A 16,276-nucleotide genomic window follows, 5' to 3' on the forward strand; every position below is an offset into this window, starting at 1 on the left:
CATTTTCGCACATTGGATTTTTGAAAAAACTCCCAATCACCCTGAATTACTTCCGAAAACGGAAATTTAGCTTCTGAATCGTGTTAGCCACATTTTCAGCGGGTTACGCTTTAAAATTCTTTCTCAAAAAAATCACGCATCCTCTATCTATTGATCAGAAAAATTTGTAACCTGTACATATTTTAGATACACCCGCCTGACCCCGAACCTTGAAATGAAATCTGCTACGCCGGTACTGATTTTTGAAATCCTTTTGACCCTTGCTTTATGTTTTACATCTCCCATCCTTCATGCGCAAAATCCCAAAAGCGCGATAGAAAGGTTACTGGAAACCCAAAAAGAGTATGAGAAAGCCGTGAGCCTGGGAGATTCCTCACAACTGGCGGAGCTCTGCTATCTTTTAGGAAAAAGACATATAGGTCTCCGAAATTATCCCAAAGCCCAGCAATGGCTGCTGAGGTCTCTCGCCATGAGGGAACAAAATGCTCCTTCGGAAGACGTAGGTAAAATATACCTGCGGATGAGTGAGATCCAGACTGAACAAAAGAATGCAAGACTTTCCATGAAATATGCGCGACTGGCGAAATGGAACTTCGAGCAGGCAAAAGTGGATCCGGGACTTATGGCTGCCTATCGGGCGATTGCGGGTGCTTTCAGATCTACATATAATGAAAATAGCGCTGCCTCCGTCCCTGCATTGGACAGTGCGATCCATTATCATAAAAAGGCACTGCCAATTGCGATGCGCCTCAGCAAACCGATTGATATCGGTATTACTTACCAGGGACTAAGCGATATATTTTTCTTAAAAAAAGAGTATCAGCAAAGTGAGAACTTCATGCTGAAAGCTTTCGATGTTTACGAAAAGAACCAGTTATACACCAATCATTGTGAAGCATCCGTTTTTTCCGCCTTTTACCTGCTGAAACAAAAGAAACCTCAGGCAGCGAAAAAATGGCTGACGAAGGCCAAGGATTTGGCAGAAATGCACAAATCGGTTTCACCGGGCCTGCGCGTCCTGATCGAGCAGGCGCACGCACTGTATTACCAGCAAACCGGCGACTGGAAACAAGCTTACTGGCACGAGAACCAGGTAAATCTGCTTAACACCGAACAGTCTGACCATTCCCGCCGTGAGGCGCTGCATAACATTGGACTGGTCTTTGAAAGTGAAAAAAAGTCAGCCCAACTGGCCCAGCAGCGAAAACAACTTTCACTGCAGTATGAGAACATCCAGATTCAAAATAAACTGAACCTGATCACAGCTGTACTTTTGGTGATGGCCATCGTATCCGCCGTTTCATTATTCGTATTGTTCAGAAAATACAAAGGTTTGAGCTACCAAAATGCGGTCCTGGTACAAGAACAAAATCACCGAACCAAAAACAGCCTCCAGTCGGTACTGGATTTACTGGGCCTGCAAATGCATAAGGTACTGGATCCGGGTGCGAAGATTGCATTGGAAGAAAGCTTGCTGCGGGTAGAAGCCGTTGCGCTGGTACATCGAAAACTGTACAAGTCAGAAAACCTGGTTGACGTAGATCTGAGCCAGTACATTCCAGATCTCATCAACAGCGTGCTCAGAAGCTATCGGCTGCAAGCAACGGCTGTGGTGTATGATGTGGAAGATATCCGGCTCCACATTGAAAAAGCGATTACGCTCGGGCTGATCATTAATGAGCTCACGACCAATGCATGCAAGTATGCATTGAAAGACAATGCCGACCCAAAGCTGAGGGTTACCTGCACATGGCTTTCCGACCGGCTCCATTTTTCATTTTCAGACAATGGGCCAGGCCTGGTTTCCGCAGGCAGCCAAAATACATTCGGTCTGCGGTTGATTGACATTCTTATTGGCAAGCTCAAAGCAACGGGAACATTTACAAATCAGGAAGGATGTGTGTTCGACTTGTCGTTTAAGCATCACAGGAGTATGTCGCTTGTCAGCTATACATTATGTTTATGAAAACGTCGAGAAAGATCCTGATTGTAGAAGACGACCCGCTACTAGCTGAAAACATTTCGCTGACTTTGGAGAAAGAAGAGGGAATTGAGCTATGCGGCGTAGCCCCCAATCTGAAATCAGCCGTGGATATTATGAAACGAAATCCAGCTGACCTCGCGCTGATCGACGTGCAGCTTGAAGGCCCGGAAGATGGTATCGCTACTGCAAATGAGCTGCTAAAAATCAAATGGATCCCGATTATTTATATGACCGGGAATACGCCACTGGAAATGAAAGAAAAGATGAAAAATACATTTCCTGCCGCTTTTCTGGAAAAGCCATTGAGAATGCGGGAACTGTATGTCCAGATCGACCTGGCGCTGCACAACTTCCAGAGCAACAATTTTGTACCGTCCGATCCGATTCAGCAGGACCAGCTATTCCTTCCCACGAGCCAGGGTTTTGCTGGGATAAAGACAAGAGAAATTCTATTTATAAAAGCCGATCGCATTCGTTCCGAAATTTTCGTGACCGAACGTGAATTTTACCGGATCTATCCAGGCAAAAAATACACGGCCATTCACGTTTCAGTCAATATGGGCAGTGTTTTTCGCCAGTTGACTTCTCAGTTTTTCTTATTGTCCCGATCCATCGTAATAAATCTCAGCCACATATCACGTATCGACACCAGCAGGTTGTTCATTGAAAATCATGAGATCCCGATCCCGGACGGGCGGCGTAAGGATTTGGTAAACAGGCTTAAAGTTGTAAAAGGCTGACTAAACCGCATGCGACAGCATGATCTTCGCACCTTTGATAAACTTCTCCGAAAGCTCCTGGTAGGATTTGTGGACGGCAGCTTTCGGATCGAACTCCTGCCCTACCGTCGTAAATGATTTCATTTGGGAGAAACTTTGATAAACATTCAAAGCTTTCAACCCGATCATCGCCGCTCCGACTGCCCCCGTTTCGACGGTTTCGTTGAGTTTTACTTTTTTACCGAAAATATCTGAAAGCATCTGCACCCAGATCGGACTTTTGGCAAAGCCCCCATTCGCGTAAATGGTTTCGATCTGCTGCATTTCCATCAGTATTTTGCCTATACTATATGCATTAAGCAAAATACCTTCCATCACTGCCCGGGCGAAATGTGTGCGGGTATGCTGTATGTCCAATCCTGAAAATCCGCCACGCACCGCCGAACTCCACAACGGCGCACGTTCGCCTAACAGGTAGGGGTAAAAAAGCAGCCCATTCGCGCCAGGTTCGATTTCGGAGGCTTCCTGAAAGACCTGATCGTATTCTTCTTTCGGAAAAAAGGTGTTCATCAGCCATTCAAAAATGACGGCCCCGTTGTTTGAAGGTCCACCGATGATGTATGTTTTTTCGTCCAGCACATAACAGAATGTCTGCATGAACGGGTCGGAATAAGGTTTGTTTGAACTAATGCGGACGGCTGCACTGGTCCCGATCGTCACGGCCATTGTGCCATCTTCAATGGCCCCGCTGCCCAGGTTCGCCAGGCAACCATCGCTGGCACCCATGATCAGCGAAGTTCCTTCCGGCAGGCCTGCCGGGTTACCGGCGGGAAGCTTGTCGATGTGATATGGAGAAACAGCCAGAGATAGCTTTTCTTCTTTCAAACCCAGTTTCTTCAAAGTATATGCATCCCATTTCAATTCCCGGATATTGAACATCCCGGTGGCTGAGGCAATGGAATAATCAATGAGGAATTTGCCGGTGAGACGATAAATGATGTATTCTTTAATTCCGACAAACCGGCTCGCATTTTTATAGATCCCAGGTTCGTTTTCTTTAAGCCAAAGTAATTTACAAACCGGCGTCATGGCATGAATCGGCGTACCATTGTTCGCATAAATCTTTTTTCCTACCTGCGATGACCGCAACTTCACTGCAATATCGGAGCTTCGGTTATCCGCCCAGATAATGAGTTTGGTCAGCCGTTTTCCATTCTTATCCAACGCGAGCACACCGTGCATTGCCGCGCTGAAACTGATGCCCAGCAGCGTATCTTTATTTTTAAGGGTATTGGTAACCTTCTTAATGGTATTGCAGGCGGCTTCAAAAATCTCATCCGGGTCTTCCTCGCTCCAGTCGGGTTTGGGATGGTCCATTTCATAACCTTCACTGTGCGAGGCAAGAATGGCGCCCGAAACGGAATCGAAAGCAACGGACTTCACATTTGTTGTGCCAATATCACAACCGACAATGTATGGCATTTGGAATTGTTTTAATGTAGCAGGGACGATTTTTGGTGAATCGTCGGCTGGGAAGTTACGAAAACAAAAATATGGATTTTGAAAAAATTAAAATGCGCACTTGTTTCGGAAGGTACCTGGTTTGAGGCAATGCCGGGTTTTCCTAAAAAATTGCAGCAGAGTGGAGAAACTTGGCCTGATATTATTATTTTCGCAGAATAAACGATTACGATAACTATTCTGAAAATGTCTGATACATCACATACAGAGTCTTCTCATACAGAATCAACCGGATTGTCCAGCGGAGTTTACATTGCTGCATTCCTGGTTTTGTTTTTCATATTGGCAGCACTTGGAGATCTGTTCACTTTTATAGTGGGCTCAATCGGCCTGGTGATCACATTCGCGGCTTTTTATAAAGACAACAGTCACAGCGACGGTCATCACTGATCTTCATTCTGATTTTAACAGCTTATCGGTTTTTAGCGAACGGCCAGCCCGGGGATTACGTCAACGACGTTCCATTCGAGCTGACCGTTTTCTTTATTTATAGTCCAGCATTCTTCGTAAACGCACGTGTCTTCCAAATCCCGGTATTCGGCAGTCAGTTTTTTGCCTTGTAAAACCAGCCTGACGAAACCATTATATCCCAGCGAATGTCTGCCGATCACGGTCCTGACGCGGGTATCATAATAATTGATCTTATTGAGATCCACGAGGTCGGGCAACCTGATCTCAACGGGTAATCCGCCATGCCCGATGCACCGGCCATACGCAACAGGTCCGTTCCCGTTTTTGAACATGTTGTAAATAACCAGCCGATGGTCGTGGCCCCATAACCATATAACCGGGCGATTCGAATCGCCCATTAACACCTTAATCTGTTCGCCCGGCCTGACATACTCTTCCCGGAATGCGGATAAGTAGGGATGATGGCTTAAAATGACCACCCCTCGCGTATCAGCCGGATCGCCGATCTTGACGACGTCACGCAACCAGGCGATCTGCGCATCTTTCAAATGACAATCGGGCGGTGACAGGATTTCCAGGAACGGTTTCCCAACGGATGTGTAACCGGTATCAATTCCTACAATCCGCCAATGCTCATTTTCCAGACAGAAAAACCCGGCTTGCTGCGTCTTTTTCACTTCACCTTCCATCGCGTACATGGCGGGAAGCAAATGCTGGAAAAATGCATTTCCATTTGAATACATTTCGTGGTTCCCCGACAAGGCGAGACTGCCGGACGCGCCATAATACCAGGAAGAGTAAGGTGCCGTAAAGTTTGCTTCGACTTCTTTTGGCGCACCTACAAAGTAGATGTCGCCCATGTGAATGGTGTAATCGGGCGAGTACCGCGAAACAAGATTGGCAACAGCGTCGGATTCCGTGGTATCGCTGGCCCAGTCGGACAACAATGCAATGCTGATTTCTTCTCTCGACGGAATGGATGACTGAAGTTTGTAAATACCTGAATCACCATTCCGGGGATAGGCCTGATAGGGATGTTTTGCACCGAAACGGCTTCTGAGATAGTGCTTTGCGAAACCGATCAGATTCGTCTTAAAAAACTCCGATATCACATTTGTGACCGAGGATGTATCTTTTACCCTTTTTTCGTAAAGTTCAAGTTGGGTTTTCGCATGGTTTTCGGCTTCACTATGCCCCAGGTCCAGATATTTTTTGGTGCGATCCTCCGCAGACTCCGCCATAAATACACTTCAGTTGATGAAATCACTTTTTGGTAAATAAAACAATATTACCCGGACAATCGAAATCAGGCACCCTGATATATTTATTAAGCGTAGTTGACTATCGGTTCGGTTAGAAGTACCTTTCCTGATATTTTTTCAGCCACCAAAACCAAAATCCAATGAAACAACTTGCCTTTATTTGTATGATGCTGTGCGCGGCATCGTCTGCATTTGCCCAAACAACCACTGCTAAACTTGCCGCCGAATGGGAACGGGCAAAAGTGTACACAAAAGAATACCTGGACGCGATGCCGGAAGACGGGTATGCATTGAAACCTACGCCTGAGATCCGCTCATTTGCACAACAGATGGGCCACCTGGCCGATGCAAATTACGCATTCATTTCGTCTGCTACCGGTACTAAGAAACCGTCAGACGCATCCGTAGAAAAAATGGCGGATCAGTCGAAAGCTGCGATTTCAAAAGCGACTCTGGAAAGTTATGATTTTATCATTGCTGCATTGAAAGGAATGACAGACACTGATCTTGCCAAAGATGTGAAAGTGTTCGGAATGGACATGAAAATGGGTACTGCGTTTGAGAAAGCATTTGAGCACCAGACCCACCACCGGGGACAGACTACTGTTTACATTCGGTTAAAAGGCGCTACGCCTCCGAAAGAGAAATTATTCTAGTAAAAAAGGCCGCTGGCGGCAGTGATGGCCGGAAGAAATTCCGGCCATTTTTTGTGCTGCCTGTTCAATCACATACTTCTGCGATTTACTTTTGAATTTCATTTGAATGACAATTGTGATGCTGGAATTAAATACATCGGCAGAAAAATCTCTTTTCCGTTCGCCAGGCATATTTTTACGTTTTCCTGATTTGGTCGCTGCGGAAAGCACGCGGCATGGCGGCGTAAGTACCGGGCCATTTACTTCCCTGAATCTGGGAGGTTCCACCCAGGATTCAACCGAAAATGTCCTCGAGAATAATCATCGATTTTTTCACGCCCTGAATGTTCCATTCGAGCAGGTGGCCAAGTCGCATCAGGTTCATGGTGAAGAAATCCTCAACGTGTCGGAAGCCGGTCGATATGACGGCTACGATGCGCTGATCACGAATCAGCCCGATATCCAGCTCGCCGTGACTGTTGCGGATTGCACGCCCATTCTGATCTTCGACCCGGTTCAGCGCGCGGTGGCTGCCATTCACGCCGGATGGCGGGGTACTGTGAGTGAAATCGTATTTAAAACAGTGGGGAGAATGGTTGAGGTTTTTGGGACGAATGCATCCGATTGCCTCGCCTATGTCGGGACTTGCATTGATGAATGTTCGTTTGAAGTAGGTGAAGATGTCGCACAACATTTTCAATCCGATTACAAAAGATGGGATGATGTGAAGGCCAAGTTCTTTGTCGACCTGAAAGCGGCTAACCGGGATCAACTGTTAAGAGCCGGCTTGAAAGCAGGAAACATTGAGATTTCGATGTATTCGACGGTTCTGAATAATGACGATTATTTTTCATATCGGCATGAAAAAGGTCTGACCGGCAGGATGCTCGCCACAATCGGAACCAGAAAGTAGGCTTCGAATACCCTGAAGCAAAAAATTCAACTCCGGAGAGTCGAATTTGATACTAATGCAATGCGATTAGGTAAGTTATTACTCCTGAGTGGGAGCATTCTCACCAGCTGGGGCAGGTGTTGAGCTCGCAGGTGCTGGTTTTGGTGCGATCCGCGCCTTAGATGCCAAAGGTTTTGCCGCAACGGACGGTTTGGCAGGGGTGGCCACCGGCACTTTTGAAGAAGCTTCTGCAACCAATGCAGCGACCTTCTCGGTTTTCGCGGCTTTACTTTTCTTGCCTTCCTTTTTGTCTTTAACTTTTCCTTTTAACTTCTTTTCAGCATCCTTAGCCTCTTTTGCTTTTTTCTTGATGGTTTCCTTTTCGAATTTGGCCACCTTCTTAGCAAGTTTTTCAGCTGCTTTCTGAATCGATTTTTTTATCTTCTTTGAACCTGTTGAAACTGCATCAATTTTCCCGGAAAGAGTTTCTGCAATTTCAGTCGATAATTTTTTTGTAGCGGATTTCATAATCGTTTTTTAATTTCTGCCTATCGGCTATAACCTGCAAATACGGATTATTAATTCGGAAAGACCAAATTTCCTGTGTTATATTTCTGTTAACTTTTTACTTACAAAATCCCAGAGAACGATTCCTGCGCAGACGGACACATTGAATGAATGCTTCGTCCCGAATTGTGGTATCTCGATACATCCGTCGGATCTTTCTATCACTTCTTCCTGCACTCCTTCTACCTCATTACCAAAAACAAACGCGTGGGGAATGGACGATTCAGGATTGAAATTTTGTAATAAAACACTTCCTTCCGCCTGTTCTACGCACCAGATCCGAAATCCTTCGCTTTTTAATTTACTGATCGCGTCCAAAATATCCGGGCTATGCTCCCATTCCACCGACAATTCGGCCCCGAGGGCACTTCTGGTGATCTCGCGATGCGGAGGCTGGGGCGTATAGCCGCACAAAATGATTTTGCCAGCCCGGAATGCATCGGCGGTCCTGAAAAAAGAACCCACATTGTTCAGGCTCCTGATATTATCTAGTACAATCACAAATGGAAACTTTTCAGATTCCTTGAATTGGTCGACTGTGAGCCGGTCCATTTCTTCCACACCTAATTTGCGCATTTCAAATGATGTTGCTTGCATTAACAAAAAAGCTCCTGCACGGTTTGTACAGGAGCTTTTTCATCATTACAAGAATACTACTTAATCTTTGTAATCAATTCTACAATATTCTTTACACCTAGTTTCTCGAAAATACGTGCCTTGTACGTACTTACTGTGGAAAGCTGCAGGTTGAGTTTTTCAGCAATTTTTGCGGTACCCAATCCTTCTTTCAACAGATTCATCACGTCCGTTTCGCGGGGTGAGAGACTCACGATCGGGTCGGGCTGGTATTCTTTTGGATTAATGAGGCGGTTGATATTCATTTGCTGCATATCCTCGCTCATGTATTTTTTATTGTTCAAAACGCTCATTACCGCAGTTTTGAACTCTTCCTCAGGAGCATCTTTTGATAGATATCCATCGGCGCCGGCCTGCAGGTACATCAGACCGTAAAGTTGTTCGTCGTAGCTGGAAAACATCAATATTCGGATCCCAGGTGATTTCAGACGGATCGTCTCAACCATCTTGGTTGTGTTACCTCCCGGGATATTGATGTCAAGAATAAGCAAGTCATAGGATTTGACCTCCAGTTCCTGAATGATCTTATCAAAATCGTCAACGTCGGAAATGGTAGAATCCGGGATCAATGATTTGAGGAGGTGTTTGGTACCGATTCTAACCACGGCATGGTCTTCGGCAATGAGTATGTGTTTCATGTATGGGTCGGAGCCTTTAAGGTCAAAATTCTAATAAAATTATTGTGGAGCAATTTACTACAATTTCTATTGCCTATGCTTTCTTCTGCGGATACCAGTCCGTATCAATCCCTACAACTTGTTTGAATAGATTTGACTAATTGACAAAAATAGTAATCAGCATTGTATTAAACATAAAAAATATCAAATTAGTATATCAATATTCATGCGGCAGAACGGATTAAACCACATTTTGTCAGGATTCAATTAAAATTTCACACATTATTTCAAGATATCCCGCAACCAAAGCATTACAAGAATGGAATTGTTTTGACCTTTCAGTCGAAGTGTTTCATTTAATTGATCTGCCCGAACAAGTAACATCGTCGTATCTTTTCTTCAAAACCGAACACCTTTCGACACAATTTGGCGGAGCAATATACTCGTTTATTCTTTCCCGGGACAATAAAAGCGTAACCATAGCCTTATTTCATTGTTTTCAGGACTCGTGCCAAATTTGGTATTCTCCTCCCAGAGCACCTTTCGGCGGAGTAGCTGCGGAAGAAAATTGCACCGCAGCCCAACTAGATTTCTTTCTGGCCTGCATCACCGAATGGATTCGTACCAGGCAGGGTAAACAGCTGATTATCAAGTGTGCACCTTCCAGTTATAATCCAATATTATCCCAACAGCTTCACCTAATTTATAGTAATACTGGTTTTCTTCCGATTAGTACCTTTCAAAACCATCACATTCCCGTAACATCAGATGATTTTATTTCTATTCTTCATCTCTCGGAAAGAAGAAGGCTCAGAAAATCAGTACTGTCGGGCTTTAAGGCTCATTTAAACACAAGCATGAAAAGTGAAGAAATTTACCTGTTTTTGCGAAATTGTTTAAACCAAAAAGGTTACTCACTGAGTTTGAGCCAAGCCGAATTTCAGGTGCTAAAAAACAGGTTTCCTGACGATTTTCCCGTTTTCAGCGCAATGGACGGGGATAAAGTAGTTGCATTGATTGCGACCGTCCGCGTTGCCAGAAACATTTTATATGTATTCATCTCTGGTTATTTACCCGAATACAGTTCGTTCAGTCCCATTGTGCTTTTGACCAAAGAAATTTATGGATTTTGTCAGCGAAACGGCATTGCAATCCTGGATCTGGGCACGTCACTGGATCATCACGGCCAGCAAAAACCGGAACTTTTAAAATTCAAAAAATTTTTGGGCGGTCATGTGTGTACGAAGGTTACTTATTGCAAGGTTTTTGAAGAAATTTAGTTTTAAAAATTTTAACTTGGGTTGAAATCAGCAAGCCATGAAGCACTGTTTTACCCTCATTCTTCTTTGTGTTTTTTTCGTTTCAGCAAAAGTATATGCACAGGTCAACCTGGCAAACGGACTTGTAGGCTGCTACCCTTTTTCCGGGGATGCCAACGATTTCAGCGTACTCGGCAATCATGGCGAAGTTCACGGTGCCAGGCTTGCGCCCGACCGTTTTGGGAACGCGAATTCTGCCTACGATTTTGATGGACTGGATGACAACATCGAGATCAGCCCCGCAGACCTGCAAATGAATGCTTTTACTTATTCCATGTGGGTAAAACCGGAGAGCACTCCATTCTACAACCAGGGATTATTCCTTTTTTCGATCGGCAGCGACTACGGCGATCAGCACATTTTGTTTGGCGACCATTACTCGCTCGACAGGCACACCGGCTTTTCACATGGCTGTTACCTCGGAGTTGCCAATAACATTGCCTGCTCGCAGCCGACGGTACCTCCGATTGACAAGTGGTACCATTTGGTGCTGGTCCGAAATGCAACGGATTATGTTCTATATGTGGATAATGTAATGGTTTGCAGCGACAGCCACGGAGGTCAAAACGCATTTTATGGTACCAGCACGGTGCGGGCGATGATCGGAGCCCGGAATAATTATGGCCAGGCGGCAAACGCGACCATCGATGATATCCATTTATACAATAGACCTTTAAACCGGGAAGAAATTACCGCATTGTTTAATGGTACCGAAGAAATCACTTCCACCGGCGAGCTTATATCGAGTAAGTTGGCTATTTGCGCCGGAAATCCAACGCCATTTTTAGCTGATTCGAATATCCCGCAAGGTACTTTCAAATGGTATGTTGACAATGTGGTTCAAACCGGATCGACATCGAAAGAACTGATGTACACCACGCCAGCCCGTGGCGAATCTTACCGAATGAAGGTTAAAGTTGAAATCACGCCAGAAGTTTCCTGTTTTTCCCAAAAGCCATTGACGCTTGAAAAGGAAGTGGAAGTGAAAGTTTGTTCTTCCCCGGAAGCAGGGGATGCTAAACTATTCGTTCCCAGCGCATTTACACCAAATCAGGATGGCATGAACGATACCTGGAACATCGTGAATATGGAACAGTTTGAAAGGCTGGAATTGCTGGTTTACAACCGTTGGGGAGAAGTGATCTTTTATTCTGAAAATTACCAGATCCCGTGGAATGGGATCTATAAAGGGTCGCTGGTATCGTCAGGAATTTATAGTTATAAAATTCTGTCGGAGAAAAAGCTGGTGAAATCGGGCAGCATTACGGTTTTGTACTGATGCACTCCTCAATTTTTACCTAAATACCCAGGCAATTGTTTTCTCGATAGAATACGCTTGAACAAAATTCGTAGCTGATTATCGGCCCCATTCCTTTGAAATCCAATCTTTTAAAACCGCGCGCTTCCAGTAAATCTTTGGCAGGCTGGTACCATTCTCTTTCAGAATTATCGAGGATCAAAACTCCGTCCGGCATCAGGAAATCCACGGCATAAGAAGCACATTTTACCCTTTTCCGGCCGTCGACCACAACGATATTATAGAGTATTTCATCGGTATTGATCGCCTGAATGTACGTTTCATCCAGTGTCCTGGACAACATTTTTGCGTTTTTCGGAAGTTTTTGGGAAATTTTTTCGATCCAGTCTTTATCGTGCTCAACGGCGGTAATGTCATTCACCCGGGCACCATACCAGCGCGTAGAATTGCCGGAACCGTATTCGAAAACTTTAAAATGTGGCTTTAACCTTGGTTCGAGAAAAAAGATAAATGAGTAAGTGTACCAGGGAATCGGGTTGCCCGCGGCATCAATGGATTGTCCCGAGGTGAAGGTTTTGAACCAGCCATATTGTTTCAATGCACTTTCGAGAAACAACTGAATACTCCCTCCAAAACCCATTGTGTTCAGAATACCCCAACTTTTATCTTTTAAAAACTGAATCATTTTAACCGGTTATCCGGGAGTTAATTGGTGTCTTTCAGAGCGGGAGTTTCTGCCATGCTCCGGCAGTCTCTGTTTTGCTTAAGAGGGCAAATATAGTACATTAGCATTTATAATATAACACGAAACGGGTCGTTGGGACCGCCCGGAAGCTGCACAGTTCAATGAAATTAAAGACGATCAATACGATTCTGAGTCATCCGTTAAACAAAAACAGAAAGATCAAAGCCTTGCTTACTTTTTTCAAAAGAGGCTTCGTGATCAGGCTCCACCACCATCCGGTCGTCTACCCATTCATTGAAAATACTTTCCTGGTTGTTGAAAAAGGCATGTCGAGCGCCGAATTGCAGATCTATACCACCTTATACGATCTGAACGAAATGCTTTTCCTCATGCATTACCTGCGTCCCGAAGATACGTTTGTGGACATCGGCGCAAATGTGGGTGTTTATTCCGTGCTCGCCTCGGGTGTTGCCAAATCACATTCCCTTTCCTTCGAACCGATTCCTTCGACTTTTCGCAGGTTAAAACGGAACATCCGGTATAACAATCTGGACGAAAAAGTGGAGTTGTTCAATCTCGGTGTGGGGGATAAAGAAGAGACGCTGATTTTTTCCGACTCGCTGGATGCCATCAATCACGTGATCCAGGATTCCGGTTTTAATGGGCCTACAACGGAGATACCTGTAAATTCCTTAGATGGTATTTTGGCCGACACCTCGCCGGCGGGCAGACCAATCCACTTTATGAAAGTGGATGTAGAAGGTTTCGAAGCAAATGTGATCAATGGCGCATTCAAAACATTGGCCACAACTGCATTAAATGTGATCATTATCGAAACAAATGGTCTCTCCGACCAGTATGAATTCGGGCAGAATTACATTCACAACAAGCTGGTGGAATTCGGTTTCGAACCCTACAATTATCTTCCAGAGAAAAGGACGCTGCAAAAAATTACCGCCACCAATCCTCAGAATACGATCTACATTCGCGACTTTGACCTGGCGATGCAAAGAGTTTTAGCAGCTGCAAAAATTAACATCGATGGTGCGTTGATTTAGGAAGTTTCAGGAACGAAACACCTTCTTTCTCAGTCCCGTGGCCAACTCGTTCAGTTCGGGAGAAAGCTCGTATTTGAGTACCAGAAATGCAAACACCAATGCAAAAATCGCCGAACGGATTGCTAATGTCGCCATTGCCGAAAATGTGGTCATTTGGTAATCCGGCATCAGTAGCGTCAATGCATACATCCCGACCAGAATCAGAAAAACCTGCAGGGTTTTTAGTGAAAAAGGCTGCACCTGAAACTTTCGCCAAACAAACGTCATTCTGGATACGGAGTAAATTAATGTCGTCATCGCCGTTGCGATCGCGGCTCCGGTAAAACCATAAAGTGGTATTAACCATAGATTTAAACAAAATCCAATGACTGCCGATGTTATGATGAACATGGTCGCATACCTGTAATATTTCGAATAAAGTATGATTTCCAGGTTGAGTCCGGTGGCAATGTCAAATACCTTCGCCAGCGCCAGAAACAGTACCACCATTTTTCCTTCACTGTACGTTTCACCTTTTGGGATCAGATAGAAAATCTCGTCGATACTGATCCAGATCAATGCAAAAAACAATCCGCCCGCAATGAGCTGATTCAATGCAGATTTCCGGTTGATCATGCGAATATGATCGTAGTCTTTATTTAGAAGCGAGGTAGTGAGCAGCGGAATGGAAATTTGCGCAATGGCTTTTCGGGGGATTTCAATCACTCCGGCAATGTAGGCGGCAATGATAAAAATACCGGTTTGTATCAGTCCGCGCTCCCCTGCAAGCATCGACCTGTCGATGAATAACATGAGGTTCACGCCAATGCCGCCAAGTAATGTAAACGAACCGTAGGCAAGCATTTGTTTGAAAAGGCCATTCGTGAGAATACTCCGGTCCGGAAATCGCCAATACCATTTACCTAATTTTTTAATATAAAATATCAGGAAAACGACTCCAAATCCATAAGAAATAATCACCAGGTAAAGCATCAGATCGAAGCTAAGCCAGCCGAGCCCGAAGATCAGGATCAGGATCATATTCGCAAACCGCAGGTACACTTCCCGGATGAAGTTAGGAATGGCAATCCGGGAATTATTCCGGCAATAGGATTCCAGAACGGCAATATAAAGCCAGAAAATCGTGAGTGGAATGACCAGAAAATGGTAATTCGTGAGCATCGGCGAACGCTCCATATAATAGGCTCGAATCAAGCCCGAAGACGCCAGATATAATCCGGAAAACAGCAGCCCACCTATTAATGGCAGAAAAAGCAAAAAAGGTAAAATCCCGTGATGACCTTCCTTGTCATCCCGGAAAAGGCTGAAAAATTTATCGGCAATAAAAGGAGTACCCAAATGCGCAAATGCAGCAAAAAGAAGGCTGTTTTCAAATAATAACCTTGAAACTGCCAATTGCTCGACAGATAAAAATTTGGTCGATACATACATCTGATTGATGATGCCGACCCCCACTCCGATATAAGATCCTAATCCTGCTTTCAGGCTTTGCCGAACAATTATTCCCACAACAAACGAATATCAACTGTATTTTTCCAAAATAATTTTTGCAATGCGCCCGGCGGTACAGCCGTCCCAAAAATGCGGAACTTCTCCCTTTCTAGCGCCATTCAAAATCCGATCTGCAACATCACAAATCACATTCAAATCACCGTTTTCTATTAAATAATTCGTACCGATTTCAACCGTCGCAGGTCGCTCGGTATTCGGCCTCAATGTAATACAAGGTATGCCGAGAAAAGTCGTTTCCTCCTGCACACCGCCCGAATCCGTGATTACCATCGCGGAGTGGATTGTCAGGTGCAAAAATTCGAGGTAACCTTGTGGTTCCAGCAATATCAGATTTTTGATATTGGTCAAATAAGTCAAAAGACCATATCCGCTCAATTTCTCCAAAGTTCTCGGATGAAGTGGAAAAACGACTTTGGTTTTTAACGCGATACGTCTGATTACTTCAATCATTTTCTCTAAACCTTCCCGACTGTCAACATTCGACGGACGATGCATCGTTACGAGAATAAAATGACCCGAAAACAAACCTAAATCCTTTATTAAAGACATGTCAGACGCTTTTTCGCGATAATAAACAAGCGAATCGATCATCACGTTGCCGACAAAATGCATGCGATCTTGTGGTATGTTTTCTCTCAAAAGATTATCGATGCCCGATTGCTCGGTAACAAATAAGTCTTCTGAAATATGATCTGTCATGATCCGGTTGATTTCTTCCGGCATTGTCCGGTCGCCACTACGGAGTCCCGCCTCTACGTGCAAAACCGGAATTTCGTGTCTTACAGAGGTTAGTGCGCATGCCAAAGTGGAATTCACATCCCCTACTACGAGGACAAGATCTGGCTTTTCTGCATTTAGAACCGGTTCGAAAGCAAGCATGATTCGGGCTGTCTGTTCTGTGGCCGAACCACCGCCAATCCCCAGAAAATGATCGGGAGCAGGCATTTCCAGCTGTCTGAAAAATACATCTGACATGAATGCATCATAGTGCTGGCCCGTATGCACAATTTTGGAATCGATATCCGGGAAGTTCAGGAACATCCTGTGCAAGGGAGCAACTTTGATGAAATTGGGCCTCGCGCCGACCACATTAAGTATTCTCAATTTTCAATTCCTGGTTCGTGACAAAGATACTTCAAGTTTTCTCAGCATTGATCTGCTCAGCTAGTTTCCTCTTTTAATGAATTAAAAACTATTTTT

The 16,276-nt window shown here is 44.6% G+C and carries 16 protein-coding genes; 8 read left to right on the forward strand and 8 right to left on the reverse strand.

Translation table 11 applies throughout. From position 1 onward, the window contains the following. Positions 1 to 214: 214 nt before the first annotated feature. Together LZG72_RS26605 and LZG72_RS26610 are read left to right on the forward strand one after the other, a co-directional pair. Positions 215 to 1,966, forward strand: a complete 1,752-nt coding sequence (locus LZG72_RS26605) for a sensor histidine kinase (RefSeq protein WP_233878188.1) — start codon at positions 215 to 217, stop codon at positions 1,964 to 1,966. Beyond that, complete coding sequence (locus tag LZG72_RS26610; RefSeq protein ID WP_233878189.1) at positions 1,963 to 2,724, forward strand: response regulator transcription factor; 762 nt, start codon at positions 1,963 to 1,965, stop codon at positions 2,722 to 2,724. Before LZG72_RS26605 ends, LZG72_RS26610 begins: the two co-directional genes overlap by 4 nt. Here the strand turns inward: LZG72_RS26610 and LZG72_RS26615 are convergent, their stop codons facing one another. Beyond that, complete coding sequence (locus LZG72_RS26615; RefSeq protein ID WP_233878190.1) at positions 2,725 to 4,185, reverse strand: gluconokinase; 1,461 nt, start codon at positions 4,183 to 4,185, stop codon at positions 2,725 to 2,727. Between the two features lie 225 nt (positions 4,186 to 4,410). Between LZG72_RS26615 and LZG72_RS26620 the strand changes: the two genes are divergently transcribed. Further along, positions 4,411 to 4,614 carry a hypothetical protein gene (locus tag LZG72_RS26620; RefSeq protein WP_233878191.1) on the forward strand — a complete coding sequence of 68 codons (204 nt, stop codon included), beginning with the start codon at positions 4,411 to 4,413 and terminating at the stop codon, positions 4,612 to 4,614. A gap of 32 nt (positions 4,615 to 4,646) precedes the next feature. On the opposite strand, the gene LZG72_RS26625 is transcribed toward LZG72_RS26620, so the two are convergent. Beyond that, positions 4,647 to 5,876, reverse strand: coding sequence for a metallophosphoesterase (locus LZG72_RS26625; protein WP_233878192.1), 1,230 nt, complete (start codon positions 5,874 to 5,876; stop codon positions 4,647 to 4,649). 161 nt (positions 5,877 to 6,037) lie between these two features. On the opposite strand from LZG72_RS26625, the gene LZG72_RS26630 reads away from it, so the two are divergent. Next, positions 6,038 to 6,553, forward strand: a complete 516-nt coding sequence (locus LZG72_RS26630) for a DinB family protein (RefSeq protein ID WP_233878193.1) — start codon at positions 6,038 to 6,040, stop codon at positions 6,551 to 6,553. Positions 6,554 to 6,659: 106 nt separating this feature from the next. Continuing rightward, positions 6,660 to 7,445 (forward strand): peptidoglycan editing factor PgeF, encoded by a 786-nt coding sequence (pgeF, locus tag LZG72_RS26635; protein WP_233878194.1) that lies wholly within the window; start codon positions 6,660 to 6,662, stop codon positions 7,443 to 7,445. Between the two features lie 78 nt (positions 7,446 to 7,523). On the opposite strand, the gene LZG72_RS26640 is transcribed toward pgeF, so the two are convergent. The 3 genes from LZG72_RS26640 to LZG72_RS26650 form a co-directional block, all read right to left on the reverse strand. Next, the gene (locus tag LZG72_RS26640; protein WP_233878195.1) at positions 7,524 to 7,952 is read right to left on the reverse strand and encodes a histone H1/H5 family protein, HCT subfamily; all 429 of its coding nucleotides are present in this window, start codon (positions 7,950 to 7,952) and stop codon (positions 7,524 to 7,526) included. Positions 7,953 to 8,030: 78 nt separating this feature from the next. Beyond that, complete coding sequence (locus tag LZG72_RS26645) at positions 8,031 to 8,567, reverse strand: RNA methyltransferase (protein WP_233878196.1); 537 nt, start codon at positions 8,565 to 8,567, stop codon at positions 8,031 to 8,033. 77 nt (positions 8,568 to 8,644) lie between these two features. Further along, complete coding sequence (locus LZG72_RS26650) at positions 8,645 to 9,265, reverse strand: response regulator transcription factor (RefSeq protein WP_233878197.1); 621 nt, start codon at positions 9,263 to 9,265, stop codon at positions 8,645 to 8,647. Positions 9,266 to 10,101: 836 nt separating this feature from the next. On the opposite strand from LZG72_RS26650, the gene LZG72_RS26655 reads away from it, so the two are divergent. Both LZG72_RS26655 and LZG72_RS26660 read left to right on the forward strand, forming a co-directional pair. Beyond that, the gene (locus LZG72_RS26655) at positions 10,102 to 10,524 is read left to right on the forward strand and encodes a GNAT family N-acetyltransferase (protein ID WP_233878198.1); all 423 of its coding nucleotides are present in this window, start codon (positions 10,102 to 10,104) and stop codon (positions 10,522 to 10,524) included. A gap of 37 nt (positions 10,525 to 10,561) precedes the next feature. Continuing rightward, on the forward strand, positions 10,562 to 11,842 hold the full coding sequence (locus LZG72_RS26660) for a LamG-like jellyroll fold domain-containing protein (RefSeq protein ID WP_233878199.1): 1,281 nt from the start codon (positions 10,562 to 10,564) through the stop codon (positions 11,840 to 11,842). 19 nt (positions 11,843 to 11,861) lie between these two features. Here LZG72_RS26660 and LZG72_RS26665 read toward each other — a convergent pair whose 3' ends face one another. Then, positions 11,862 to 12,506 carry an FkbM family methyltransferase gene (locus LZG72_RS26665; protein WP_233878200.1) on the reverse strand — a complete coding sequence of 215 codons (645 nt, stop codon included), beginning with the start codon at positions 12,504 to 12,506 and terminating at the stop codon, positions 11,862 to 11,864. A 161-nt stretch (positions 12,507 to 12,667) separates the two neighbouring features. On the opposite strand from LZG72_RS26665, the gene LZG72_RS26670 reads away from it, so the two are divergent. Beyond that, entirely contained in the window at positions 12,668 to 13,564 is an 897-nt protein-coding gene (locus LZG72_RS26670; protein ID WP_233878201.1) for an FkbM family methyltransferase, read from the forward strand. 6 nt (positions 13,565 to 13,570) lie between these two features. Here the strand turns inward: LZG72_RS26670 and LZG72_RS26675 are convergent, their stop codons facing one another. Together LZG72_RS26675 and wecB are read right to left on the reverse strand one after the other, a co-directional pair. Then, positions 13,571 to 15,073, reverse strand: coding sequence for a polysaccharide biosynthesis C-terminal domain-containing protein (locus LZG72_RS26675; RefSeq protein ID WP_233878202.1), 1,503 nt, complete (start codon positions 15,071 to 15,073; stop codon positions 13,571 to 13,573). Positions 15,074 to 15,085: 12 nt separating this feature from the next. After that, entirely contained in the window at positions 15,086 to 16,180 is a 1,095-nt protein-coding gene (gene wecB / locus LZG72_RS26680) for a non-hydrolyzing UDP-N-acetylglucosamine 2-epimerase (protein WP_233878203.1), read from the reverse strand. Between the last annotated feature and the right edge of the window lie 96 nt (positions 16,181 to 16,276).

The organism is Dyadobacter sp. CY323 (assembly GCF_021390245.1).
GTDB lineage: Bacteria > Bacteroidota > Bacteroidia > Cytophagales > Spirosomataceae > Dyadobacter.